At 60.9% G+C, this 24,088-nt stretch carries 21 protein-coding genes and 1 CRISPR repeat array (1 of these 22 only partly in view); of the genes, 11 read left to right on the top strand and 10 right to left on the bottom strand.

All coding sequences use genetic code 11. The features are described 5' to 3' along the window. Positions 1–2,467: direct repeats of the CRISPR family, unit length 29 nt; unit sequence CTGGTCCCCGCCCACGCGGGGATGAACCG (it extends 2,016 nt beyond the left edge of the window). A 138-nt stretch (positions 2,468–2,605) separates the two neighbouring features. Together ABAC402_RS32915 and ABAC402_RS32910 are read right to left on the bottom strand one after the other, a co-directional pair. Then, positions 2,606–3,220, bottom strand: a complete 615-nt coding sequence (locus tag ABAC402_RS32915) for a glutathione S-transferase family protein (RefSeq protein ID WP_023450082.1) — start codon at positions 3,218–3,220, stop codon at positions 2,606–2,608. A 34-nt stretch (positions 3,221–3,254) separates the two neighbouring features. Next, a complete protein-coding gene (locus ABAC402_RS32910) occupies positions 3,255–4,538 on the bottom strand; it encodes a NupC/NupG family nucleoside CNT transporter (RefSeq protein WP_023450081.1) in 1,284 nt (427 codons plus the stop codon). A 137-nt stretch (positions 4,539–4,675) separates the two neighbouring features. Between ABAC402_RS32910 and ABAC402_RS32905 the strand changes: the two genes are divergently transcribed. The 4 genes from ABAC402_RS32905 to ABAC402_RS32890 all read left to right on the top strand — a co-directional run bounded on the left by ABAC402_RS32905 (position 4,676) and on the right by ABAC402_RS32890 (position 9,101). Continuing rightward, positions 4,676–5,485: a hypothetical protein gene (locus tag ABAC402_RS32905; protein ID WP_023450080.1), complete on the top strand. Its 810-nt coding sequence runs from the start codon at positions 4,676–4,678 to the stop codon at positions 5,483–5,485. Positions 5,486–5,603: 118 nt separating this feature from the next. Next, entirely contained in the window at positions 5,604–6,305 is a 702-nt protein-coding gene (locus tag ABAC402_RS32900; RefSeq protein WP_023450079.1) for a response regulator, read from the top strand. Positions 6,306–6,308: 3 nt separating this feature from the next. Continuing rightward, positions 6,309–7,664 (top strand): ATP-binding protein, encoded by a 1,356-nt coding sequence (locus ABAC402_RS32895; RefSeq protein ID WP_023450078.1) that lies wholly within the window; start codon positions 6,309–6,311, stop codon positions 7,662–7,664. A gap of 321 nt (positions 7,665–7,985) precedes the next feature. Next, on the top strand, positions 7,986–9,101 hold the full coding sequence (locus tag ABAC402_RS32890) for a phytase (RefSeq protein WP_023450077.1): 1,116 nt from the start codon (positions 7,986–7,988) through the stop codon (positions 9,099–9,101). 223 nt (positions 9,102–9,324) lie between these two features. On the opposite strand, the gene proC is transcribed toward ABAC402_RS32890, so the two are convergent. From proC to ABAC402_RS32875, 3 genes are read right to left on the bottom strand one after another with little or no spacing between them, the layout of a single operon-like run. Next, positions 9,325–10,134, bottom strand: coding sequence for a pyrroline-5-carboxylate reductase (gene proC / locus ABAC402_RS32885; RefSeq protein ID WP_023450076.1), 810 nt, complete (start codon positions 10,132–10,134; stop codon positions 9,325–9,327). Then, complete coding sequence (locus ABAC402_RS32880; RefSeq protein WP_023450075.1) at positions 10,134–10,682, bottom strand: YbjN domain-containing protein; 549 nt, start codon at positions 10,680–10,682, stop codon at positions 10,134–10,136. The genes proC and ABAC402_RS32880 overlap by 1 nt, the downstream gene beginning before the upstream one ends. Before the next feature lie 17 nt (positions 10,683–10,699). Further along, complete coding sequence (locus ABAC402_RS32875; protein WP_023450074.1) at positions 10,700–10,969, bottom strand: accessory factor UbiK family protein; 270 nt, start codon at positions 10,967–10,969, stop codon at positions 10,700–10,702. A gap of 162 nt (positions 10,970–11,131) precedes the next feature. Here ABAC402_RS32875 and lgt point away from each other — a divergent pair, with 162 nt between their 5' ends. From lgt to ABAC402_RS32845, 6 genes are all read left to right on the top strand, one after another. Next, positions 11,132–11,989 carry a prolipoprotein diacylglyceryl transferase gene (gene lgt / locus ABAC402_RS32870; protein ID WP_023450073.1) on the top strand — a complete coding sequence of 286 codons (858 nt, stop codon included), beginning with the start codon at positions 11,132–11,134 and terminating at the stop codon, positions 11,987–11,989. After that, the gene (locus ABAC402_RS32865) at positions 11,979–13,025 is read left to right on the top strand and encodes a class I SAM-dependent methyltransferase (RefSeq protein ID WP_023450072.1); all 1,047 of its coding nucleotides are present in this window, start codon (positions 11,979–11,981) and stop codon (positions 13,023–13,025) included. Before lgt ends, ABAC402_RS32865 begins: the two co-directional genes overlap by 11 nt. A 24-nt stretch (positions 13,026–13,049) precedes the next feature. Continuing rightward, positions 13,050–13,832: a peptidoglycan editing factor PgeF gene (gene pgeF / locus ABAC402_RS32860; RefSeq protein ID WP_031235718.1), complete on the top strand. Its 783-nt coding sequence runs from the start codon at positions 13,050–13,052 to the stop codon at positions 13,830–13,832. Positions 13,833–13,922: 90 nt separating this feature from the next. After that, complete coding sequence (locus tag ABAC402_RS32855; RefSeq protein WP_023450070.1) at positions 13,923–14,858, top strand: ribose-phosphate pyrophosphokinase; 936 nt, start codon at positions 13,923–13,925, stop codon at positions 14,856–14,858. A 318-nt stretch (positions 14,859–15,176) separates the two neighbouring features. Next, positions 15,177–16,493: a hypothetical protein gene (locus tag ABAC402_RS32850; RefSeq protein ID WP_023450069.1), complete on the top strand. Its 1,317-nt coding sequence runs from the start codon at positions 15,177–15,179 to the stop codon at positions 16,491–16,493. 159 nt (positions 16,494–16,652) lie between these two features. Further along, complete coding sequence (locus tag ABAC402_RS32845) at positions 16,653–17,249, top strand: 50S ribosomal protein L25/general stress protein Ctc (protein ID WP_023450068.1); 597 nt, start codon at positions 16,653–16,655, stop codon at positions 17,247–17,249. A 509-nt stretch (positions 17,250–17,758) separates the two neighbouring features. Here the strand turns inward: ABAC402_RS32845 and egtB are convergent. The 5 genes from egtB to ABAC402_RS32820 all read right to left on the bottom strand — a co-directional run bounded on the left by egtB (position 17,759) and on the right by ABAC402_RS32820 (position 23,374). After that, the gene (egtB, locus tag ABAC402_RS32840; RefSeq protein ID WP_023450067.1) at positions 17,759–19,930 is read right to left on the bottom strand and encodes an ergothioneine biosynthesis protein EgtB; all 2,172 of its coding nucleotides are present in this window, start codon (positions 19,928–19,930) and stop codon (positions 17,759–17,761) included. 337 nt (positions 19,931–20,267) lie between these two features. Further along, on the bottom strand, positions 20,268–20,678 hold the full coding sequence (locus tag ABAC402_RS32835; RefSeq protein WP_023450066.1) for a hypothetical protein: 411 nt from the start codon (positions 20,676–20,678) through the stop codon (positions 20,268–20,270). A gap of 32 nt (positions 20,679–20,710) precedes the next feature. Then, entirely contained in the window at positions 20,711–21,199 is a 489-nt protein-coding gene (locus ABAC402_RS32830; protein WP_031235716.1) for a DUF302 domain-containing protein, read from the bottom strand. 44 nt (positions 21,200–21,243) lie between these two features. After that, the gene (locus ABAC402_RS32825; protein WP_023450064.1) at positions 21,244–22,410 is read right to left on the bottom strand and encodes a patatin-like phospholipase family protein; all 1,167 of its coding nucleotides are present in this window, start codon (positions 22,408–22,410) and stop codon (positions 21,244–21,246) included. 115 nt (positions 22,411–22,525) lie between these two features. Continuing rightward, entirely contained in the window at positions 22,526–23,374 is an 849-nt protein-coding gene (locus tag ABAC402_RS32820) for a 3-hydroxybutyrate dehydrogenase (protein WP_023450063.1), read from the bottom strand. A 227-nt stretch (positions 23,375–23,601) separates the two neighbouring features. On the opposite strand from ABAC402_RS32820, the gene ABAC402_RS32815 reads away from it, so the two are divergent. Further along, on the top strand, positions 23,602–24,072 hold the full coding sequence (locus tag ABAC402_RS32815) for a cupin domain-containing protein (protein WP_023450062.1): 471 nt from the start codon (positions 23,602–23,604) through the stop codon (positions 24,070–24,072). Positions 24,073–24,088: the final 16 nt, after the last annotated feature.

The following is a 24,088-nucleotide window of genomic DNA, read 5'->3' as shown; positions in this document are numbered from 1 at the left end:
GTCCCCGCCCACGCGGGGATGAACCGAACCCCTCTTTTTCGCCGCCGGTGTCCCAAGCCTGGTCCCCGCCCACGCGGGGATGAACCGACTTCTGCCGCCTGGCCGCAGGAGATGGTCGACTGGTCCCCGCCCACGCGGGGATGAACCGATACAGTGACCCAATTCGATTGCGGTATCCCGCTGGTCCCCGCCCACGCGGGGATGAACCGCCCGACATCGAGCGCTACCGGGCCCTCGAGGGCTGGTCCCCGCCCACGCGGGGATGAACCGCGCGCTGCACAAATCAGCGCCGCCTGCCTGATCTGGTCCCCGCCCACGCGGGGATGAACCGGCCTTGCAAGAGGAATGGGACGCAATGGCGATCTGGTCCCCGCCCACGCGGGGATGAACCGCATCTTGGTGTATCCGGCCCGGTCAGCCGCGCCTGGTCCCCGCCCACGCGGGGATGAACCGGCGTTTGACGTGTGTGGTGTAAATAATCGTGTCTGGTCCCCGCCCACGCGGGGATGAACCGGCCCTTGTAGTGGCCGGACGAGATGCCGCGCCCTGGTCCCCGCCCACGCGGGGATGAACCGGTTTACGACGTCAGCTATGAAAGCGCGCTGAGCTGGTCCCCGCCCACGCGGGGATGAACCGGCATGACGGATTCCTTGACCTGCCGACTAATGCTGGTCCCCGCCCACGCGGGGATGAACCGGCCCTGAGGTCGAAGGCCCTGAGGTCGAAGGCCTGGTCCCCGCCCACGCGGGGATGAACCGGCCAAGCATGGCGGCAAGCTCCACCTGATTGTCTGGTCCCCGCCCACGCGGGGATGAACCGAGTGAATCCGAGTCCGATAGCGCTGGCCAGGGCTGGTCCCCGCCCACGCGGGGATGAACCGACGATTCAACCGTCTTGGCCTGACCTGCGGAACTGGTCCCCGCCCACGCGGGGATGAACCGCGTTCCTCCCGGTTCCGCCATCCACAAACGAACTGGTCCCCGCCCACGCGGGGATGAACCGACCGCGGACCCAGAGCTGATGGACAACCACAACTGGTCCCCGCCCACGCGGGGATGAACCGGCTCCATAGCCAGACACGCAACGATGTTTGCCCTGGTCCCCGCCCACGCGGGGATGAACCGCGCCCTCTGCCAGACCTTGGCCGATTTTCTTCCTGGTCCCCGCCCACGCGGGGATGAACCGAGGCGTGCCGTGTGGCAAATAGAGATGATGGACTGGTCCCCGCCCACGCGGGGATGAACCGCCCTCAGGCACGTCGTCGAAGTCCTTGACGATCTGGTCCCCGCCCACGCGGGGATGAACCGCACACGCCGGTTAAGGTTTCGGCGCGCGGCGACTGGTCCCCGCCCACGCGGGGATGAACCGCGGGGAGGGTTAGCCATTTGGTGTTACCTATTCTGGTCCCCGCCCACGCGGGGATGAACCGAGCGCAGCCGGTTTTTCCCCGGTATCGCGTCGCTGGTCCCCGCCCACGCGGGGATGAACCGGCTGCCATCGTGTCCACCCGCCGCCTGACGGTCTGGTCCCCGCCCACGCGGGGATGAACCGACCCTGAACCGGCTTTGATTGTCAAACCCGAACCTGGTCCCCGCCCACGCGGGGATGAACCGGCCTTATCCCCGACATCCTCCCCCTGAGAACCCTGGTCCCCGCCCACGCGGGGATGAACCGCCGCATGACCTCTGACGACCTCCTCAACCTGACTGGTCCCCGCCCACGCGGGGATGAACCGCCCAATTCTTTGTCATTGCGTTCTTCGCCCATCTGGTCCCCGCCCACGCGGGGATGAACCGCGCGAAAACCTATCATAGAGTCTATCCGACTCCTGGTCCCCGCCCACGCGGGGATGAACCGGCGGGATTGATCCCACCGGACCTTGCACGCCACTGGTCCCCGCCCACGCGGGGATGAACCGCGTCATCAGGTTGACACCGAGGGCCGACAGCGCTGGTCCCCGCCCACGCGGGGATGAACCGGCACGGCTGCCGCTATCACTGAGGGCAAGCGCCTGGTCCCCGCCCACGCGGGGATGAACCGGCGCCGGCGTACAATCCGCGCTCATACTCGGCCTGGTCCCCGCCCACGCGGGGATGAACCGGTCGATGGCCCGGAGGTCGATGGCCCGGAGGTCTGGTCCCCGCCCACGCGGGGATGAACCGTCGCCATTGTGGCGGCCGTCTTTGCGTGTTCTCTGGTCCCCGCCCACGCGGGGATGAACCGGGCTGCCGTGATCGCAAATGCCGTCAGTGAGGCTGGTCCCCGCCCACGCGGGGATGAACCGTTTAGGGTCTTGCAACAGATAAGGAAAACCGCCTGGTCCCCGCCCACGCGGGGATGAACCGCGCGATATTGTCCCGCTGGGCCTGCGCAACGGCTGGTCCCCGCCCACGCGGGGATGAACAGGCACAGCGCGAAATCGTGTCGCGCGGCGTGTCCTGGTCCCCGCCCACGCGGGGTGAACCTGGCGTCTTCACTGTTATCGCTTAAATGTGCCCCAATAAACTGATGGAGCACGAACAAGTGGCATTCGCCTCGGAAGATAGCCAAGATCAAGCACCGCTTGGGCGATAGGTGAAACGCCGCCAGGGCATTGCACGAAGGGTCAAATCTCCAGCGTCTTCGCCCGATCACGCATAGCGCCCAGCCACCGTTCAAGGTCTTGCAGCGAGTTGTCCGGCCGGAAACGGGCGATGCGGGCAAAGTCGAAGGCGCAAGCACAAACAATATCGGCTATGGTCAGCCGGTCGGCGGCAATGAAGTCCCGTCCGGCCAGGTGTGCATCCAGGCCGGCGCAAAACACGGCCGCACCTTCAAACATATAGTCGGCGACCGCCGTATTGGGCGTCTCCAGCACCGCCAGGGGCGCAGCCTTCAGGCGCGTCCCCAACATCAGGGGCGTTGCCAGGCGCTGTTCCAGGCGGCGGGTCCACATCTCGATATCAGCAATCTCGCGGGCGTCGTGGCCAAACAGGTTGGGTTGCGGATACAGGCTTTCGAGATAACGGCCGATGGCCACCGACTCGGCGATGACCGAGCCGTCGTCCAGTTCCAGCACCGGCAGGTGCGAAGACCCGGTTTTGGCCACCACCGGATGGGTACGGTGCTCCAGATTCATGATATCGATCTGGACCAGGCCGATATCGGTAATGCCCTTTTCCGCCATCACCCAGCGCACGCGCCGCGGATTAGGTGCATAGTCGGTCGTGTAGAGCTTCATCTGGCGCCTCCCGGCACATGCTTTTCAGGAACCTTTACAGCCCGTAGATGATATTTGGCAAGGCCCCGACAATGGCCGCCGACAGGACAGTCGCCAGGAAGCCGGCCGCCAGGGCCTTCCAGATCATGTTGAGGATTTCCGGACGGCGCTCCGGCATCAGCGCACCGTAACCGGCCACCGTTATCCCGACCGAGCCAACGTTGGCGAAACCGCACAGGGCATAGGTCAGCAGGATGCGCGTGCGCTCCGACATGCCCTCAACCGGCACGGCCGCCAGTTTGAGATAGGCCACAAACTCGGTCAGCACCATCTTGATGCCGAGGAAGCGCCCCGCCATGGCCGCTTCATCGGCCGGCACACCCATCAGCCAGGCCAGGGGCGTGAACACTATGCCCAGGATGCGCTCGATGGTGATGGGCTCACCACCGACATGGTAAAAACCGCTCAGCGCCGCATTGCCCAGCGCGACCAGGGCGACCATGACGATCAGGATGGCGGCAATGTGAACAGCAACGTTCAGGCCGTCGGTTGTACCTTTGGCGATGGCATCGATGGCACTGTCGTATTTCAGCGATGAAGTGTAGTCGACCTTTTCATGCTGGTGATTGACCAGTTCGGGCACGATGATTCGAGCCAGCAGGACCCCGGCCGGCGCCGAGACGATCGAAGCCGCCAGGATATGGCCGGCAGCATTGGGCAGGACGCCATTGAGGATCAGGACATAGGCGACCATGGTCGAGCCTGAGACATTGGCCATACCGATGACCAGCATCACGAACAGCTCCGACCGCGTCAGTTTGTCGAGATAGGCGCGGATGATGATCAGGCTTTCGACATTGCCGACAAATATACCCGCCGACACGCCCAGCGCCGAGGCGCCGCCCAGGCCGACGGCCTTTTCGAAAATGACGCCGAAAAAGCGGATAATGATCTTCAGTACGCCGATATGCCACAAAAAGGCCGCGAGGGCGCCGATCACCAGGATCAACGGCAGGACGCGCAGGGCAAAGACGAACAGGGCGCCTTCGTTGGCAACGACGTAGGGCTGAGCGCCCCCGCCCATGTAGCCAAAGACGAATTGCATGCCCTGGGCGGTGGAATCGGACAGGGCCTGCATGCCGTTGGAGATGCCGTCAAGCACCACATGGGCCTGGGGAATGGCGAACAACAGTAAAATCAGGACAATCTGTACGCCGATGGCGCCGAGCGTGAGGAAAATCGGAAAGCGTTTCTTGTTTTCCGACAGGCCCCAGCAGATGGCCAGGATGACAACGATGCCGAGCAGGCTCTGCAGGTTTTCCAGGCCATAATGGAACATGTACGCGATCCCCTTGATACGAAGGAAGTTATAATCCGTAGCATTCGTAACCTTGGCAAGGGATTTGTTTCCCGCAGGCTCCGGCGTGTGGTTTGCGCCACGCTGGACGCCGCTTCTGAAGCGATCTATATTGGATCATGAAATCGCTTTTGCTTGTCGCCACCCTCGCCGCATTCGCCTTCCCCGCGTGCGCCGCCCTGCCCGGCTACACCCCGCTCAGCGCCGCCGATCCCGTCGGCCGCATTTACGACTATACCCGCAGCAACCGCGACGGATCGCTGCCGGAACAGATCGTCGTCTACCGCAAGAGCGTCACCGAGGTCGCGGTTTTCAAGTCGGTCGAGGCCTGCACCACCGCGGCCTATGTCACCGCGCAACTCAATCCGCAAACCCTCGAAGCCACCACCCTCTATGCCGGAAAACTTAATCGCGACGGCAGCCAGAACGTCTTCGGCCGCCTGGATGTCGATCCGGCCACCCGGCTTATCTCGGCCAGAATCGACCTGCCGGGCATGCTTCTGAGCGATACCACGACGGCAACTGACTCGCCCTGGCACCTCTACGACTTCGACCTGGCGTCGCTCACCGTCGTCACCCCGCACCTGACCGATCCCCAGGCTGGTTTCAGCTTTGGCCTGGCCCTGGTGGTCACCGACAGTATGACCGACTTTCTCACCTATCTGGGCCGCGCCGACGTCCGCTTTGTCGCCGACGAAACGCACAACGGTCACCAGACCCGGCGCTACATGGTCGGCGGGCCCGCTTTCGGCGAAAACGGCGGCCCGCTTTGGCTCGACGCCGAGGATGGCCATATCGTTGACGCCGAATTCGGCATTCCCAACCATGCCGAATACAGCGACTTCAAGCTGAAGCTGAACCGCATCAGCGATGGCGGCGAAGCCGAGTGGAACAGCCTTCTGCGCGCCCATTATACCGGTTGCCCCTGACAGCCAGGGGGACACCTCCGCAAGACGCGTGCTTTTCGCAGCGCAAAATGGCTTTACATTTGTCTGCGATTGGTGAGGATGGCGCCGTTATCGCCTTCCGTCGAAAGAATCGAAAGCCATGAGCCTGGCCACAGGTCACAACGACGCCACCGTCCGTCACCTGCTTGTTGTCGACGACGACGACCGTATCCGCACCCTGCTTAAGGAATTCCTGTCGCGCCAGGGGTTCCGCGTCACGGCCGCCGCCCACGCCGACGCCGCCAAACGCATGCTGCAACTGCTCGACTTCGACCTGTTGATCGTGGACGTCATGATGCCCGGCGAAGACGGATTTTCGCTGTCGAAATGGGTCCGCTCCAATTCGAATGTCCCCATACTGATCCTGACGGCGCGCGGCCTGCCGGATGACCGTATCATGGGTCTGTCGCTGGGGGCCGATGATTATCTCTCCAAACCGTTCGAGCCGCAGGAACTTCTGTTGCGCATCGAGGCCATCCTGCGCCGTACGGGGGTGAAACCCGCCCTGCCCAAGGCCGTCACCATGGGCGCCTTCACCTTTGATCTGGAGCGATCCGAACTGAGCAGGAGTGGCGCACTGGTCCGACTGACCGAGGCCGAATCGCAACTTCTGCGCTACCTGGCCGAACGTGCCAATGTCCCGGTCGACCGCATGGATCTGGCCAAGGACAGCGTCGACACCACCGGCCGCGCTGTCGACGTCCAGGTCACCCGCCTGCGCCGCAAGATCGAGCAGGATCCGAAGAATCCGCGCTACCTGCAGACCGTCCGTGGCAAGGGCTACATGCTCGCGCCGGACTAAGCCATGCGCCTGCCCAAGCTTCGTCTCCTGCCCAGGATTTTCAAGCGCAATTTTCCGCGTACACTGATGGCGCGGGTGCTGCTGATCATCGTCCTGCCGATCGCCATCATGCAGGTCCTGATCACCTGGGTGTTTTTCGACCTGCACTGGGAAACGGTCACCGAGCGGCTTTCCGAGGGCCTTGCCGGCGATATCGCCTGGGCCGTGGCGGCCTACAAGGACGACCCCAGCGATGCCAACCTCAGGAAAATACGCACCCAGGCCGACGTTATGCAACTGTCCATCACCCTGAAAAAGGGCGATGGCCTGCCCGATACCCTGCGCCCTGCCCTGTTTGTCGCCCTGGACCGGACCATCGATCGCGCCCTGCGTGACCGGCTCAACGATCCCTACTGGTTCGACGCCACCCGCTACCCCGGTTTTGTCGATATCCGCGTTCAGGTGAAGGATGGCGTGCTGCGTATCATCGCGCCCAAGGAGCGCGCCTTTGCCACCACCGGCTATATCTTTATCTTCTGGGTGCTGGGCGCCACTTGGTTGCTGACCACGGTCGCCATGCTGTTCATCCGCAACCAGGTCCGCGCCATTGAACGTCTGTCCCAAGCCGCCGAGCGTTTCGGCCGCGGCGAGGACGACCCGAACTTCAAGCCCTATGGCGCCACTGAGGTCCGGGCCGCCGCCGAGGCCTTCCTGAAGATGAAGGCCCGCATCCAGCGCCAGATCGAACAGCGCACCACCCTGCTCGCCTCGGTCAGCCACGACCTGCGTACGCCCCTGACACGGCTGAAGCTGGAACTGGCCATGGGCGAACAGGACGCGGCCAGCAAGCGGATGAAGCAGGACGTCTCAGAAATGGCCTATATGATCGACGAGTACCTGGCCTTTGCCCGCGGCGAGATGGCTGAAAACAGCGACATCGTATCCGTACGGCTTCTGATGCAGACAATTACCGACAATGCCGCACGCGCCGGCCACCGGTTGGAGGCCGTCTATCTCGATCACGACCTGCGCATCGTTATCCGCGAAATGGCGATCCAGCGCGCCATCACCAACCTGATCATGAACGGATTCCACTACGGCAAACACGTCGCCTTTTCGGCGGAAATTGCCATCGCCGAGGGCAAGCGGATGCTCCACCTGATCGTCGATGACGATGGACCAGGTATCGCACCGGAAAGACGCGAGGACGCCTTCAAGCCGTTTAACCGACTCGACGATTCCCGTAACCAGAACATCCAGGGCGTAGGTTTGGGGCTGGCCATCGCCCGCGATATCGTCCGCGGCCACGGCGGCGACCTGATGCTGGAAACCAGCCCCATGGGCGGTTTGCGCGCCGTCACCGCCCTGCCCCTGGAATAGGCAGGGGCGCGGCCCCTGCAGCCGGACTCGTGCCAGCGCTGATCAGCGCGCGCCCACAACCGATGCCGCAAATAAGAACGCCGGCTCCTTTCGGAACCGGCGCCCTCCTCCCCAGCAGCCCCCCGGGTGCATTTAGAGCGGCATATGTTCTGGTGGAATCAAAACCCCGCTCTGTTTTTCTCGCGCAATTTTTCCGAAAGGTGGCGGCCACTTTGTCGGATTCGCTCAAATCAAATTTACCGTGCATTCCGCGGCAATCTTGCTATGAGCAGTTCGTCGGATCGGCCGTAGCCGTCTGCGATGCAATAGACGAGGCATGTGATGGATTTAAAGAGATTTTATGTCGGTTTTACAACGGCTTCGGCTGTCGTCATTACGGCAACACTCCTGACGGGTTGCGCGTCATTACACTCAGAGCTGGTATCGGACTCGAAGCTGATCGCCATCGGCACCGGAACCCCGGTACTGGCATCGGCCGAGACCGTCGCGGTCGGAACCGCCGGCCTCGATGCGGCCGATGACCCGGAAATCTGGGTCGACCCGATGGACAAGTCGCGTTCGCTGATCCTGGGCACCGACAAAAAGGCCGGTCTGTACGCCTATAATCTGGACGGCAGCGTACGCGATTTTGTCGCCCATGGCCCGCTCAACAATGTCGACCTGCGCACCATCTATGGCGAGACCGGTTCCTTCACCCTTATTGCGGCGTCCGACCGCGCCAGGAACGGCGCGGCTCTGTTCACCCTGACCGACGACCTGAAGCTCAAGGTCGCGGGCTTCCTCCCCATGACGACCTCCGAAGCCTACGGCCTGTGCATGGGCACGATCGAGGCCGGCATCACCATCGTCATCATCGGCAAGAACGGCGATGTCGTGCAGGCCATCTATTCCGAGACTGAGGCCGGCCCCAGGGGCGAGATTGTGCGCCGCTTCAATGTCGGCACCCAATCAGAAGGGTGCGTCATCGATGACAGGACGGGAGCACTTTACATCGCCGAAGAGGCCAAGGGCATTTGGCGCTATGGCGTCGAGCCGGCGACCGGATCGACGCGTGTCGAACTGCAAGCCGCGCCCTCCAACATTCTGGTTCCCGATGTCGAAGGCCTGGCCCTGCTCGTCGATGAAGACTCAGGGCTGAGCTACTTGATTGCTTCGTCCCAGGGCGACAGTGCCTTTGCCGTCTGGCAGGTCGCGGGTGAGACGTCCATTTACAAGGGCCGGTTCTCGGTGTTTCCAGGCAACGGCTTTGATGCCGTCACCGGAACGGACGGGGTTGCGGCCCTGGGCGGTCAGGTCGGCCCCTATGCCGAGGGTGTCGTCGTGATGCAGGACGATTCTGACATGGAAGGTGAAACGCCAACCGGTGCCCGCGCGCGTCAGAACTTCAAGATCGTTCCATGGATGGACGTCAAAAAGGCCTTGAACATAGGTTCATAGGTTTTTGACCGCGATCGGCTCGGACAGGCACGAACTTCAGGACGTGCCTGTTCTTCGGTGGATAGGTCTTGCGCTCCAATACCAAGCCTCATAAAGAATGAGGCTTGGCATTCGTTTTTTTTCAGCTCAAGCGCCGCATGGCTCCTCGCAAAAGCTCGGGCGCGCAGTCGCGCTTGCCAACCCACGATGAGTCAAGGTCATCGTGGGTTGGTATAACCCGGGCCTAACCCAGTTCCTTCGAACGTTTGTGCGCGGCCTGAACGGCCGCCAGCAACAGTTCGTCCAGGCCGGCCCCCTCAGCACACAAAACCTTTAGGGCCGCCTCGGTCGTACCTCCCGGTGACGCGACCTTGCGAATCAGGTCGTCTGGTTCTTCGCCCGTCTGATCGAGCAGTCGCGCCGCCGAAATCAGCGTTCCGCGCGCCAGGTCCCGGGCGTGACTGCGCGAAAGTCCCGTCTCACGCCCGGCCTTTTCCAGCGCCCGCACAAAGGCATAGACATAGGCTGGCCCCGACCCCGACACCGCCGTCGCTGAATCCATCTGACTTTCGTCGCTCAGGACCACCGTTGCCGCCATAGGCGCGAACACGCCATTTGCCGCGGTCAGTGCGTCTTCTCCATCGGCATAGATCGAAGCCACACCCTTGCCGGTGGCGACACCGGTCGTCGGCATGACGCGCGCCACCGCATGGCCGGCAAACGCTTGTTGAAGACTGGAAGTCTGCACGCCGGCCATGACCGAGACAATGATCGCATCTGCCCTCAGATTGCCGTGCAAAATCGCCGCTACGGCATGCCAACCCTGGGGTTTTACAGCAAGTATAACAGTCCTGGCCGCTTCCCATGTCTCGGGAGGCGTATTGAGTTGCGCGCCATCGGCGGCATAGGCCTTAGCCTCGTCGCCGGGCTGCAGATCAAGAATCATCAGGTCCGTGGGCACGGCATGGCCGACAATACGCATGCCCTTCAGGATGGACGATCCCAAAGCTCCGGCGCCGATGAGCAACACCGGCTTGGGCAGCACATCCGCCATTAGGCCTCTCCCTGAGTCTCGAAAAGGCAGGCAGCGAAAGCATCGCGCGCCGTCAGAGCACCCTTGAACCAGAAATCGAAAGCCGGATAGAAGCGGTCGACCGCCTCCGCCGCGCTGTTGATCATGTGCGCGCTGGCCACCACCGAAGCGCGCTCCAGCGGGTTGACCGCGACCGTGTGCCGGAAGACGACATCGTAGAGCCCCATGCCGGCGACACCCCCCTCCGGATCCCGGAAGGCTTCGAAATGGCCGAACCAGACGTGTTGATTGACCAGGCACAGCAATTCATAAAGTCCGGGCAGGCGGTCCTCGATCAGAATCTGACCGGCGCCAGACTCGACATCCAGCGAACAGCACAGCTGCAGGCATTCGCCCTCGGGACGCCACGAGAACCACATCTCGTAGGTCCGCCAGTCGCCGCTCAGCGCAAATCCCAGGTCACCTTCGGGCGTGCGCTCATACTCCAGACCTTCCTCGGTGAGGATGGATTCGACCACATCAAGCGGATCGAAAGTCGCGTCGCTGTCGTAGGCTTGCGGCGTGGTCATGGAAACCCCTGAAATCGTTATGTCTCATCGACCGGAAGGTCGACATCCGGCTTGACGCCCTTGCCTTTCGGCTTACCTGAGAGTGCCACCACCTGAGCCCTGAGATCAGCGATTTCCGCTTTCAGCGCATCGAGCTCCTCACGGCGAACCAGATCCATGTCGGCAACGAAGCGGTCAGCTTGTGACCGGAAGGCCGTCTTGGCCTCCTCACCTGCCGCCTGGGCCAGGGACATGGCCGAAGTGGTCATCTTGGCCAGTTCATCGAGGAATGGATTTTGGCTTTGCATGGCGATAGGCCTCCAGAAAATGCGTGTGCATTCAATATAGAGGCTTCTCCCTCGGTCAACAAAGTTTTTCCATGATTCTAAGCGCCTTGTCTCTCTTTTGTGGCGACTTGTCGCACCTAAGTTGGTAAACAGCCACTGCGCCTTTTTGGGGAGATGTGCCTTATGACCCTGCCGGAAATTGATCCCGTAATATTTCACATCGGGCCGCTTGCCATCCGGTGGTACGCCCTGGCTTACATCGCCGGCATAGTCCTGGGCTGGCTGTATCTCGGCCGCCTGCTTCGCAACGAAGGTCTGTGGACGCCGCGCCAGGCGCCCGTGAACACTGACCAATTGGACGACCTGATTGTCTGGATCACGTTAGGCGTCATCCTCGGCGGCCGGATCGGCTTTATCCTGTTCTATGACCTGTCGCTGGTCTGGCGCGATTTCTTTCAGGTCTTTATGATTCAGAACGGCGGCATGTCGTTCCACGGTGGCTTCATGGGTGTGGTGATCGCCACCGTGCTCTATGGCCATTTCAAGAAAATCGATTTGCTCCAGTTGCTTAACCTCGGCGATCTTTTAGCCTGTGCTGCCCCGATTGGCCTGTTCTTCGGGCGCATGGCTAATTTTATCAATGGCGAGCTGTGGGGTCGCGAAACCTCAGTTCCCTGGGGCATGGTCTTCTGTAACAAATATAGCTGCTCCGGTGGGCCGGGAATCGTGCGCCACCCCAGCCAGCTCTACGAGGCCGCAACCGAAGGCCTGATCCTGTTCGCCGCGCTGTGGTACCTTGCCCACATCCGCAAGGAATTCCAGCGTCCCGGCCTGATCATGGGCACATTCATCGCCGGCTATGGCGTCTTCCGCTTCCTGATCGAATTTGTCCGCGAGCCCGACAGCCAGATGTGGGACTTTTTCAAGAACGTCATGACTATGGGCCAGATCCTGTCCCTGCTGATGGTCGTGGCCGGCAGCTTCCTGATCTGGTTCGCCCTGCGCAAGGAAAGCGCACCCCCTGGAAAACATGTCGCTTAAGCAACGTTTGATCGAGCAGATCACCCTGGAAGGCCCGATGAGCGTGGCCGACTACATGTCTTCCTGCCTGCTCGATCCCGTCGACGGCTATTACACCCGCCATGTCAGACTGGGGGCTGATGGCGACTTCATCACGGCGCCGCTTGTTTCGCAAATGTTCGGCGAAATGATCGGGGTCTGGGTGGCCCAGACCTGGCTCGCCATGAACTCGCCCCCGGCTTTTCGCCTGGTCGAAATCGGCGGCGGTGACGGCGCACTGATGTCAGATATCCTGCGCGTTGCGGACCACGTGCCGGGCCTGCGCGAAGCCATTCAGGTGGTGATGGTCGAACCGTCGCCGCGACTGCGCGCACAGCAGGCGCAGACGATCGCCGGCGCCCTGTTCCTGACCGATGTCAACGCGATTTCAATCGATCTGCCGGTCATCATTGTCGCCAACGAAGTGCTGGATTGCCTGCCGGCCCGGCAGTATGTCCGCACCGAAGAGGGCTGGGCGGAACGCGCCGTCGGCATTATTGATGGCGACCTGGCGTTTGGACTTGTAGAGACCGACTATACGCCCGCAGCGCAAGCCGAGCCGGGTCAGATCATCGAGGTGTCACGGGCGCAACAACAGTTCGCAGCCAACCTGGCTGCGGTTATCAAATCCGCCACCGGCGCCGTCCTGTTGCTCGATTACGGGCGCGCCGTGGCCGGACCGGGCGATACCCTTCAAGCCCTTTCGCTGCACGAAAAGCGCCACCCCCTCGAGGCACCCGGCAAACACGACCTGACCATCTGGGCTGATTTCGAAGCGATTGCCAACGTGCTTTCAACACATGTAAAACTGAGTGATATCAAAACTCAAGGTGAGTTCCTGGGGCGCGCAGGCATCTCGGCGCGCCTGGCTGCGCTGAGCGAGAAAAATCCTGACCATGCCGACAAACTCCAACGTCAATACGAACGTTTAACAAGCGCGTCCGAAATGGGCGAGTTGTTTAAAGTCATGGCGTTCGCCTATCCCGCGTCTCTTCCCTTGTTCGCGCTTGAAGACTGACCGCGCAACGGCTACATGGCCGCCATGCCTGCTCAGATCCCACCCCGAATCCTGCATCCGCTGCTCGACCTTCCCGGTGTCCAGCATGGCTTCTTCACCCGTCAGGGCGGAGTATCGACAGGCGTCTACGACTCCCTGAACATCGGTCTGGGATCGCGTGATGACGCCCTGGCCGTCCAGGAGAACCGCCGTCGCGTCGCTGCCGCTTTCGACCGCCCGGTCGAACAGTTGCTCAGCCTGTATCAGGTCCATTCCACTTCTGCGCTTGAGGTGACCGGCCCCTGGCCCCTGGACCGACCCGAGGCCGACGGCCTGGTCACCTCGACACCCGGCCTGATTCTGTCGGCCCTCTCCGCCGATTGCGCCCCCCTGTTGTTTGCCGACCCCAGCAACGGCGTGGTCGCTTCGTGCCACGCTGGCTGGAAGGGCGCACTGTACGGCATGATCGAAGCGACCCTGGACCTGATGCAAAGCCGCGGTGCCGCGCTGAGCCAAATCCGCTGCGTCATCGGGCCGTGCATTGCCCAGGTTTCCTATGAGGTCGGCGCCGACTATGCTGGCCTGTTCGCCGACCACGATCCGGACAGCCCCACCTTCTTCATCCCCGGCGCTGCCAGCGACAAACGGCTGTTCGACCTGCCGGGCTACTGCCTGATGCGTCTGAAACGCGCCGGCATCACGCAATGCGCCGCCACTGGCCACGACACCTGCGCCGACGAGGCCCTTTTCTTCTCCAACCGGCGCAATTTCAAACAGCAACTTCCGGACTACGGCAGGCTGATCTCGGCAATCATGCTGAGACCATAGGCCACAAAGTTACGGTTTTGCGACGTTTGGCCCTTGAACCTCGACAAACCCCTGCTAAAAGCCGCGGCAAGACTTAACAGGGTTTTTCAGATGAAACTGCTCGCCGCCAACTCCAACCGGACTCTGGCCCAGGCCATCGGCGACTATCTCGACATGCCCCTGACCAAAGCCCGCGTACAACGCTTTGCCGACAAGGAAATCTTTGTCACCATCGATGAAAACGTCCGTGGTGAGGATGTCTTTGTCATCCAGTCGACCAGCTACCCCGCCAATGACAACCTGATGGAGTTGCTGATCTGCATTGACGCCCTGACGCGCGCCTCTGCACGGCGCATCACCGCCGTCATTCCCTATTTCGGCTATGCCCGCCAGGATCGCAAAACCGGCGGTCGGACGCCGATCTCGGCCAAGCTGGTGGCCAATATCATCACCCGGGCCGGCGCCCACCGGGTCCTTACCATGGACCTGCATGCCGGCCAGATTCAGGGCTTCTTCGACATACCTACCGACAATCTGGTCGCCATCCCGTTCATGGCCAAGGACATCCAGGCCAATTATCGCGATCCGCACGAGTTGATGATCGTGTCGCCGGACGTCGGCGGCGTGGTCCGCGCCCGCGCCCTCGCTGATCGCCTCGGTGCCGATCTGGCCATTGTCGACAAGCGCCGTCCGCGCGCCGGCGAGTCTGAAGTGATGAACATCATCGGCGATGTTTCCGGCCGCAGCTGTATCCTGTTCGACGATATCGTTGATTCAGCCGGCACCCTTTGCAATGCCGCCAGGGCGTTGATGGACCGTGGTGCGGCTGCCGTTTCGGCCTATGTCTCGCACGGCGTCCTGTCCGGCGAAGCCATGAACCGGGTGGATAAATCGGTGCTGAAAGAACTGGTTATTACCGACTCAATTGAGGCCACTGACCTTATCCGCAGCCACCCGAAGGTCCGTATTGTCGGGGTCGCGCCGCTAATAGGCGAGGCCATACGCCGGATTGCCAACGAAGAGTCGGTATCGAAGCTGTTCGATTGAAAAAGTGATCGAATCGGTATCAAAACTTTTTGATTGGACGGCAATAAAGAAGCCGTGAGCACCTCAGATGCCGTAACGCACTGTTTTTAAATATTTTTTATACGCTCGACAGGGGCGCCAGACCGAGAATCCTCCGCCTGGAGGTCACAATTTGGGCAAAGTTTTTACCGATCTCTTATGGCCAAGGCGCCCGCCTTGTGATGTAAAGACGATGACGGTCGGCGGCGACACGTTTCACAATAAAATCAGCATATTCTCCGAAGACGCGACCTTCCGTAAGCGCGATTTCGGCACCTAGGGTAAAAGAGGGAGTAGCGTATGAAAATGGCCATCAAGAAGGGCTCGAGCCTTAGCCGGGTCACCAGCACGTCTGTCTTGATGTTGGGGTTTGCCTTGCTGCTGTCGGGTTGCGTCACTGAGCGAGCACCGCTGCCACCTCCGCCACCGCCCGCCCCCGCCGGCCCGCCGGTTGCCTTGTCTTCGAACGTGTCCGACGCGGCCGCCGTCTATGTCGACTATGTCACCACCGCGCGCACCATGAATGCCAGCTTCGCCGATGCCGAGGCCGTTCAGGTCAAACTGCAGGAAGGCGCGTCCTTCCAGCCAGATCAGCTGTCGCGCGGCGTTGTGGCCTATGCCGCCATTGTTGCCATGCAGGAAACCAGCTTTCGTGCTGCGTTGCGCGCCTACGCCGCCGACGACACAGCCCGCGCCGAACTGGTCCATCGCCTCACCAATGACGTTACCTATGCCTCCACCCTGCCGTCGGCCGACATCGCGGCCCGACGCGTCATCCTGGCGCTGAGTTCGGACGGCCAGTCGGTCTATAATTCCGGCGCCGGTGTTAAACGTGCGGCGTACGATGTCCAGCGTCAGAAGTGGTCCCGGGAAAAGATAGCCGACCGCGATGGCCGCCTGATCCAGGCCAAACAGAATTCGGTCGCCCTGCGCAGCGTCCAGAGCGACGAAAGTGCCCGACTGCTGGCCGCCGCCCTCAACGGCTCGGGCCTGACCACCCAGGCAACAACAGGCCAGTCGACCGGCGGGTACGTCATCCAGGGCGACGGAGTGACCCTCTCGCCCGATACGGCGTCGCCGACCTCAGATGATCAAAGCGCCCTGGCCACTGCCCCGGCGACCAGGCTGGCCGCGGCGCCGGCGGCCGGCGACGCTGCCATACCGGCCTCAACCTTTGCCTCGACAACTGATCTCTTCGACCGGGCCGACCTCTTCAATCAGCCCTATACCGGCACGGTCAACCGCGCCCTGACCATTGCCGCCCTGGCCATCCTGGGTGAAGGTGGCGACAATCGCGCCAACTACATGAGCGAACTCATGAACGAAGCCGACGGCGAGCGCTGCCTGGATATGAGCAAGCTGAACCTCTATCAGTGCCTGGCTGTGTCGACCCCGCATTTCGAGGACGTCTTCTGCCTGGGTCAGCACGTGTTGATGGATACCGGCCAGTGCCTTGGCAAGATGTCAAGCAACGCGCTCAGCTTTGAGCCGGCCAAGGTCGCCTCCCTCTATGCCGATGCCGAGCCCTATTTCAAGCCAGCTGCGGTCAAGAAGGCTTCGGTCAAAAAAACTGGGAAAAAGAAGGCATCGAGCGGGAAGCGAAAGAAGCGCAGATAGGCCAGAGGTATCCCAAGGTCATCAACGTAAAACGGTATGCATTTTCCCGGTTTAGGCGGGTTGCATACCGTCGCGGCTTCGTGTATCACCCGCGCTCTTAAAGTTTCCCCGCCGTGCCCAGGTTGGCGCGCGGCCTTCTTATGTTCGAGGAAGAGGCTGATGGCCGAGATTGTTCTGGATGTCGAAGTGCGTGATCGCACCGGTACGGGCGGCGCGCGCGCGACCCGCAACGCAGGCAAGCTGCCGGGTGTTCTGTATGGTGGCGACAAGGGCCCGGTCCCCATTGCCGTCAATCTGAACGCCTTCCGCAAGTCGCTGTCGACCGGCAAGCTGAACGGTCACCTGGTGACCCTGAAGTACGGCGATGAGACTCAAAAGGTGATCGCCAAGTCGATCGACTTCCACCCGGTCACGGACGTGCCTGTGCACTTCGACCTGTTCCGCGTCGATGAGCATGCCAGGATCCGTATCTCGGTCCCGGTGCACTTCAAGAACCACGACCTGTCGCCAGGCATGAAGAAGGGCGGAGCCCTGAACGTGGCTTTCCATGAACTGGAAATCCAGGTTCCGGCCGACCACATCCCCGAAGACATCATCGTCGACCTGACGGGCCTGGAAATCGGCCAGTCGGTGCACATTTCCGATCTGAATCTGCCGTCCGACGTCACCCCGGTCGCCAAGGGCCTGACGGTTGTGGCCTCGGTCACCGCTTCGGGCGCCAGCAAGAGCAGCGACGCCGAAGGCGCCGAAGCCTAAACTTCTCCGGTCAGTTATATATAAAAAACCCCGCGTCGCCGACGCGGGGTTTTTTATTTGTCGCCGTGGCCTCTTCGTGCGGCGTACGCACGAGAGCAACGGCCTGTCGATATTGCCTTAGGGCGGGATGCGTAGTGATGGACTCAAGACCCCGCTCTAAAACCAAGCCTCATAAAGAATGACGCCTGGCTCCTCGCAAAAGCTCGGGCGGCCAGTCGGCCTTGCCAACCCGCGATGAGTCAAGAATTTCGCGGGTTGGTATAACACCAAGCCTCATAAAGAATGACGCTTGGTATTCGCATTTTTTCAGCTCAAGCGCCTTATGGCTCCTCGCGTAGGCTCGGGCGGGCAGTCGCCCTTGCCAATCCACGATGAGTCAAGGTCATCGTGGATTGGTATAAGTTTTTGTTTTGTCGCGCAATTTATCCGAAAACGGGAGCGCCCGCAGGGTGCTGCACACTTTATCGGATTGCGCTTAAGTGAACAACGTCGTCGCCCGAGTTGCAAAGTCAGGCAACGAGACTGAATAGGCCAAATTCGGGCGCCGAACTCATCCAGTGGGCGTCAATCCGCCAGCCCGATTCCTCTGCCAGGCGCGTTAGTGAAGCGGGCGTGAACTTATGCGAGCTTTCCGTGTGAAAGCGCTCGCCAGACTTGAAGGCAAAAGCGTGCCCCGCCGCCGTGACGATCTGGTCGCTCAGCGACACAAGATGCATCTCGATGCGGTTAAGGTCGGGATTCCAAATCGCCAGATGCTGAAAAGCATCCAGATCGAAATTACCACCCAGTTCGCGGTTGATGCGGGTAAGCAGGTTTTTGTTGAAACACGCCGTCACCCCCTCGGCATCATTGTAGGCGTTGACGAGCGTTCCCTCATCCTTGACCATATCCACCCCCAGGATGAGTTGTGCGTCCCTGTTCGCGTCCATTTTCAGCGCCTTGCGGACACCGCGAAGGAAGGCTACAGCTTCAGCTTGGGAAAAATTGCCGATGGTCGATCCCGGGAAAAACCCGATCAGGGGTCGCCCATTCAAAGCGTTCGGCAACACAATTTCTGTCGAAAAATCGGCCGCAATAGGTGTAACCGCTAGGCTTGGATAAGCTGAACCCAAGCGAAGCGTGGCGTTGCGCAGGGCATCTTCACTTATGTCGATCGGCACATAGGTGGTAATTTGCGGTGCGGCGTCAAGAAGCAGCCGCGTCTTGTCCGATGCACCGCTACCGAACTCAATCAGGACGGCATTTTCCGGGAACTGACGCGCCAGGTCGGCCGCCGCGACGGACAGCAAAGCCGTCTCCGTGCGGGTCGGATAGTATTCATCAAGCTCACAAATGGCTTCGAAAAGATCCGAACCCGGCGCATCATAAAAATATTTTGGCGACAGGGATTTCTGGCGTGCGGACAACCCCCGGACGACGTCAGCGGCAAAGCCGGCGTGGTTGCCGTGGCCGTTGTGAGCGTCGCTGGAGATGTTGCGTGCGAGGCGTACGGCCGAGCGCATCCATCGTTGTTCGGGTTTGAAGAAATTACGGTAGGTTGGCCTGGCATGTCCCGCTGGCGAAAAACAAGAGCCGCCACGCAACACCATCTGGCCACTCATGAATTTGCCATTGTATTCGCCAACAGCTCCGACGCCTGGCGCATAGCCCGGATAGGGCAAGTATGCACTGTTCGTCCACTGCCATCCCACGTCATCCATCTGCGCCAGAACACCATCCGTGGCCGCCGCTTCCCATTCGGCTTCCGTAGGAAGGCGCGCCCCGGCCCAACGGGCGAACGCATCGGCTTCAAAAAAGCTGATATGCGTTACGGGTCGCTCCGGCACGATCGTATTGACGCCACGCAGGCTCATTTCCAGCCAGGTCTCGCCATCTCGTTGCCAGTATAGCGGGGCCTGCCAGCCTTGCGCCTGCACCTGTGACCAGCCATCGGACAGCCAAAACTCAGGACGGCTGTAGCCTCTGTCGCTCATAAAGGCCAGCCATTCGGCATTGGTCACCAGTCGGTCACTGACTTCAAAAGGCTGCAACCAGACACGATGACGCGGACGTTCATTGTCGAAGGCAAAATCTGTGTGGCTGACACCGATGTCGACAAGCCCGCCGGGACGCAACTGGAATCGGCCCCTCGCCCCCAACGCCTCAGCTGGCGCATTCGGGTGATAGGCTGGCTTGAGCGGCGACTGATCCAGAAGATGCAATACGTCCATCAGGATAAGTTCCTGATGCTGTTCTTCGTGCGCGATACCAAGGCGAACAAGCGCCTGCGTCGCATCTGAAGGTGTCGCGTTAAGCAGGCGCAGCATATGCGTGTCGACGTGGGTTCGATAGGCAAGGACATCATCGAGCGACGGACGGGTCAGTAATCCACGCCTGGCTCTGGGTTGGCGCGGGCCCAGAGCCTCATAATAGGAGTTAAACAGGTAGGCAAAGCTGGCATCGAAAGGGATATAGTCGGCCTTCTCCCGCAGAAGAAAGGTCTCGAAAAACCACGACGTATGGGCCAGGTGCCATTTGACAGGACTTGCATCCGTCATGGATTGCACCACCATATCCTCAGGCGTTAGTGGCGCGATCAGGCTCAGCGTATGCTTCCTGAGCGTGCGATAGGCACACGCCAAATCGCTGTCGTCGGCCCTGTTCGCGACGCGCCCCTTGGTCAAGTCACAAACGCTTTCCATGGACAAACCTTTCCGGCTTTCGTGGGTGGGGCCATCGAGGCGAAGCCATAGCCTTGAGATTGGACGCAACGACATACCTGTTACGCGCGGTCGACGGTATCAGTTCTGCGGGTCGAAGTTCCATCCGCCGTACCGCGTGCTTGATACCAGAAGCGAGGCAGTTCGTCTCATACGAACGTGCGCAGTTTAGAACCGTTTCCTTTGATATGCGTCTTTCCGGCACAAGCGCCGGACGAAGCGCCCCACCCCCCACACACAAACGGGGAACCTCGCATAAGGTGAGGCCGCCAGTCGGCCTTGCCAACCCACGATGTGTCAAGATCATCGTGGGTTGGTATCAGTGATCTGTTGACCTCTTGGTCAGGCTCATATAGGCGCTGGCGGCCGCGGTCCAATGGCTGGCCAGTCGCCGCGATGCTTCCGCCCAATCCTGCAAAACGGCCGTGGTCTGGCTCGCTGACAGAGACGCGGCCTCCCCAAGATTGCTGGTCTTCATCAGAGCCTGAGTGTCATCAATGCGCTGCCGCAACTGAGCCACCGAAAAACTCAGGGACTCTCTGCCCATAAGTCTCAAGGTCTCCGCCATGGTTTCGTTGGCGGACAGGAGAAAGCTTGCCGTGCTCTCGGTGTGCAGGCTCGCCTGTGTCAACGCCGCGTGGGTTTGGTCCATAAGGGTCTGCAAGAACGGGTTTGCGGACAAGGGTTCGCCTGGCGCGGATCTGAGGGTGTCGTTTGTCGACATGGTCATGTTCCTTTCTGTCGGACCGACGGGCCCGGTCACTATTTTGCCCTGGCACTACTGGCGATGGAGGCGGCGACTTCGGAAGCCATCTTGAATTGCGCGTCGCGATCGGTGATGTGATGACGATGGGCGATGTAGTCAAAGTCGGTCCACGCGACCCACACATTGCCGTCGTTGTCTTGCAGCACCAGCATGCGTACAGGCCAGTCCAGACCTGAATAGGGACTGGCTGTCAGAAACTGGATGCCGAGCGGCGGATTGCCAAACTGCACCAGGGTCGAACGTGGCAAGGCGATGCCAGCCCCCTTCGCCAGAGCAGACTGGTCGATCTCTGAAAAGAACTTGATGCCTTTCGCGGCCACATCGGCCTTGATACGGGCGACGGTTTCATCGACGCTATAGGCGCTTTGAATGCGGATGACGCCGCTGTCGGTGGCCGGCGCAGCCAAGGGTTCGGCCATCGCCGGCGTTTGGATGGCGGCGGTAGCGAGGACGGCGGCAAGCACCATGAGTTTTAGACGTTGCATAGATCGGGTCTCCTGTCTTCAGGGGTTACAGTTCTTGAGGGGTTTCAGTTGTCTTCCGGCATCATTTTACCTGCATGGGCTTCATGCAGAATAAAGCCTTCGAGTGGGTCGTGGTGAGGGGCCTTCCAGGGGGCCTGTTCAAGGACACGGGCGGTATCGGCGTACCCCGCTTCCCAGCGCGACCGAATACCTGAGGGGCTGAAGTCGATATCCTTCAGATGATCCTCGCCCTTGAGCGGTTGGGCGAGCAACCGTACGACGTGCATCTGGGTCAGGCAGCCGTAACTGGCCATCTCCCGGATCTTGGGATCGCTTCGATCGGCTTCGGGAATCTTGCGCGCCAGTTCAGCGATCACGTGACGCAGCTTGTGAATTTGTTTCTGGCGTTTGATATGGCTGGCGGCGCGACTCGTGTATTGCAGGTCCTTCTGGCGGTTCATCACCTGCCAGATGCTGTCGGGCTCTGGGCCGGTCGGGTTCCAGATATGTACGGCAAAGACGAGGCCATTGCGACGCGGTCTGTCGTCAAATACCGCCTCAACCGGCGTATTGGATAATATGCCGCCGTCCCAGTAGAGTTCGCCGTCGATGCGAACCGCCGGGAAGGCCGGCGGCAAGGCGCCGGACGCCACGATATGTTTCAGGTTCAACGACGTGTCGCGGCTGTCAAAGTACCGCATTTCGCCCGTCTGGACATGGGCGGTACCCACGGTAAGTCGTGGCGCGCCGGCATTGAGCAAATCGAGGTCTATCAGTTCGCCAAGCGTCTTTTCCAGCGGCCGAGTGTGATAATATGCGGCCGCCTCCGGGCCGAGCGCAACCTGCTGCCCCAGCCAGGCCATTGGATTGGGTTGAAAGAAATTCTGCACGCCAGACAGCATCGTCAGACTGTGCGCCATCTGGGCGCCGATGTAAGGTGCGCCGGCGAAGGCCTGAACGGCCTGGCTGTGGCGCATGCGATCCCAAAAGTCGCGAAGCCGATCGACACGGGCTTCCGGGCGGTTTCCAGCGATAAGCGCCGCGTTAAAGGCGCCAATCGAAGTGCCTATAACCCAGTCTGGCTCGATACCGGCTTCGTGCAACGCCTCGTAGACGCCCGCCTGGTAGGCTCCGAGCGCACCGCCGCCCTGAAATACCAGAACAACCTGGCCATAAAGCGCGCGATCAACAGGATCGGGCTTCGGCGCGCTGGTCTCATGTTTGACTGCCATAGTCGTGATCCCTTAAGAGCGCAATCCGATAAAGTGTGACGCACTTTTCGGATAAATTGCGCGAAAAAACAAAAACTTAGAGCGGGGTTTTGATTCCTTCAAAACTCATCCCGCTTTAATGTGCTGTCCAGCCGCCATCGACCGGCAAGGCCGCGCCCGTGATCGAAGCGGCATTGGGACCGCACAGAAATGCCGTCAGTTCACCGATTTCTTCGACGGTTGCGAAGCGTTTGTTGGGCTGTTGTGCCAGCAAGACGTCCCGGATGACGGCCTCGCGGGAGATGTTGTGGGCCCGGGCCTGGTCATCGATCTGAGCTTCGACCAGGGGTGTAAACACGTAGCCAGGGCAAATCGCGTTACAGGTGACGTTCTTCTCAGCCCCTTCGAGGGCCACGGTCTTGGTCAGGCCCAGCAAGCCATGCTTGGCGGCAACATAGGCCGACTTGAACGGTGAAGCGACGAGGCCATGCGCGGACGCAATATTGACAATTCGCCCAAAGCCATTGGCGTACATGGATGGTAAGGACAGCCGGATCGTGTGGAAGGCGGCCGTCAGGTTGATGGCAAGTATCAGGTCCCACTTTTCGGGCGGAAACGCATTGATCGGTGCAACATGCTGCACACCCGCATTGTTAACCACGATGTCCAGGCGACCTTCGCGGTCGACAATTTCCGCGATCATGCCGGCGATCGCTTCTGGCTTTGACATATCCGCCGCGGAATAAGCGGCCGGAACGCCAAACGCCTCAAAGATGGCGTTTTGTTCGCGGGCGATGGCGTCGGCAGGACCGAAACCGTTCAGAACGACACGCGCGCCTTGCTCAGCCAGTTTCCGGGCAATCCCAAGACCGATGCCACTGGTCGAGCCTGTCACGAGCGCGACCCGACCTGTCAGATTCCGGATCTCGCCGCCCTTGGGATACACGTCCAGATCCTCATTACGCTTAGTAGCTTCAGTCGTCATTGGTCCAGTCCTTTGGTCCCGGGTGCGTCGGTTGGCACCTCGAGACTGACGCAATCGCGATCACCTGGCCAATGCCTAAAAGGCATAGAAACGATACCGTAAAGCCATTGGCGGGGACGTTGCCTCACGGGCTAATCAACTGCGGCGAGCCCTCGTCCCGAGATGATGCGTGGGGGCGCCACGTTTGACCTTTTAGAAGACTGCAACCCACACCAAGGAGATTAAAGATGACCGGATTTCAGCGCGTATTCACAGCCATCGTCGCTGCAGCCGCCTTTCTGCCTGCTGCCGCTTTTGCCGCGACCTGCCCGGCCGACAAGGTCGGAGCCGATGTTCGTCCGATGAACGCAACGCCCGCCAAGGACGTCACCGATAACGTTATCGCGTCGATCGACGTCGCCAAGGAGCCGGCCGCCATCATGGGCCGGCATTTCCGCATGCGCCAGCTGACGATCCAGCCCGGCGGCGTCGTCCCCTGGCACAGCCATGCCAATCGCCCGGCTATCATCTATGTCGTACAGGGCGAAGTCACGGAATATGCCTCAAGCTGCTCCGTGCCGCTGGTCCACAAGGCGGGTGATGCCACATCGGAACTGAGCGTCACGTCGCACTGGTGGAAAAATACCGGCAAGACTCCGGCGATTCTGATTTCTGCCGACCTCCTGCCCGTCGACGCCACCGACCCTGACACAATGTAAGGTCGAAACCTTACGT

Origin of the sequence: Asticcacaulis sp. AC402 (assembly GCF_000495835.1) — a bacterium.
Classification (GTDB): domain Bacteria; phylum Pseudomonadota; class Alphaproteobacteria; order Caulobacterales; family Caulobacteraceae; genus Asticcacaulis.
This window is presented reverse-complemented; position numbering and strand designations above follow the sequence as displayed.

Coding starts and splice junctions, on each gene's coding strand:
- ABAC402_RS32915 (WP_023450082.1), bottom strand. CDS start 3,220: ATGAAGCTCTACACGACCGACTATGCACCTAATCCGCGGCGCGTGCGC.
- ABAC402_RS32910 (WP_023450081.1), bottom strand. CDS start 4,538: ATGTTCCATTATGGCCTGGAAAACCTGCAGAGCCTGCTCGGCATCGTT.
- ABAC402_RS32905 (WP_023450080.1), top strand. CDS start 4,676: ATGAAATCGCTTTTGCTTGTCGCCACCCTCGCCGCATTCGCCTTCCCC.
- ABAC402_RS32900 (WP_023450079.1), top strand. CDS start 5,604: ATGAGCCTGGCCACAGGTCACAACGACGCCACCGTCCGTCACCTGCTT.
- ABAC402_RS32895 (WP_023450078.1), top strand. CDS start 6,309: ATGCGCCTGCCCAAGCTTCGTCTCCTGCCCAGGATTTTCAAGCGCAAT.
- ABAC402_RS32890 (WP_023450077.1), top strand. CDS start 7,986: ATGGATTTAAAGAGATTTTATGTCGGTTTTACAACGGCTTCGGCTGTC.
- proC (WP_023450076.1), bottom strand. CDS start 10,134: ATGGCGGATGTGCTGCCCAAGCCGGTGTTGCTCATCGGCGCCGGAGCT.
- ABAC402_RS32880 (WP_023450075.1), bottom strand. CDS start 10,682: ATGACCACGCCGCAAGCCTACGACAGCGACGCGACTTTCGATCCGCTT.
- ABAC402_RS32875 (WP_023450074.1), bottom strand. CDS start 10,969: ATGCAAAGCCAAAATCCATTCCTCGATGAACTGGCCAAGATGACCACT.
- lgt (WP_023450073.1), top strand. CDS start 11,132: ATGACCCTGCCGGAAATTGATCCCGTAATATTTCACATCGGGCCGCTT.
- ABAC402_RS32865 (WP_023450072.1), top strand. CDS start 11,979: ATGTCGCTTAAGCAACGTTTGATCGAGCAGATCACCCTGGAAGGCCCG.
- pgeF (WP_031235718.1), top strand. CDS start 13,050: ATGCCTGCTCAGATCCCACCCCGAATCCTGCATCCGCTGCTCGACCTT.
- ABAC402_RS32855 (WP_023450070.1), top strand. CDS start 13,923: ATGAAACTGCTCGCCGCCAACTCCAACCGGACTCTGGCCCAGGCCATC.
- ABAC402_RS32850 (WP_023450069.1), top strand. CDS start 15,177: ATGAAAATGGCCATCAAGAAGGGCTCGAGCCTTAGCCGGGTCACCAGC.
- ABAC402_RS32845 (WP_023450068.1), top strand. CDS start 16,653: ATGGCCGAGATTGTTCTGGATGTCGAAGTGCGTGATCGCACCGGTACG.
- egtB (WP_023450067.1), bottom strand. CDS start 19,930: ATGGAAAGCGTTTGTGACTTGACCAAGGGGCGCGTCGCGAACAGGGCC.
- ABAC402_RS32835 (WP_023450066.1), bottom strand. CDS start 20,678: ATGACCATGTCGACAAACGACACCCTCAGATCCGCGCCAGGCGAACCC.
- ABAC402_RS32830 (WP_031235716.1), bottom strand. CDS start 21,199: ATGCAACGTCTAAAACTCATGGTGCTTGCCGCCGTCCTCGCTACCGCC.
- ABAC402_RS32825 (WP_023450064.1), bottom strand. CDS start 22,410: ATGGCAGTCAAACATGAGACCAGCGCGCCGAAGCCCGATCCTGTTGAT.
- ABAC402_RS32820 (WP_023450063.1), bottom strand. CDS start 23,374: ATGACGACTGAAGCTACTAAGCGTAATGAGGATCTGGACGTGTATCCC.
- ABAC402_RS32815 (WP_023450062.1), top strand. CDS start 23,602: ATGACCGGATTTCAGCGCGTATTCACAGCCATCGTCGCTGCAGCCGCC.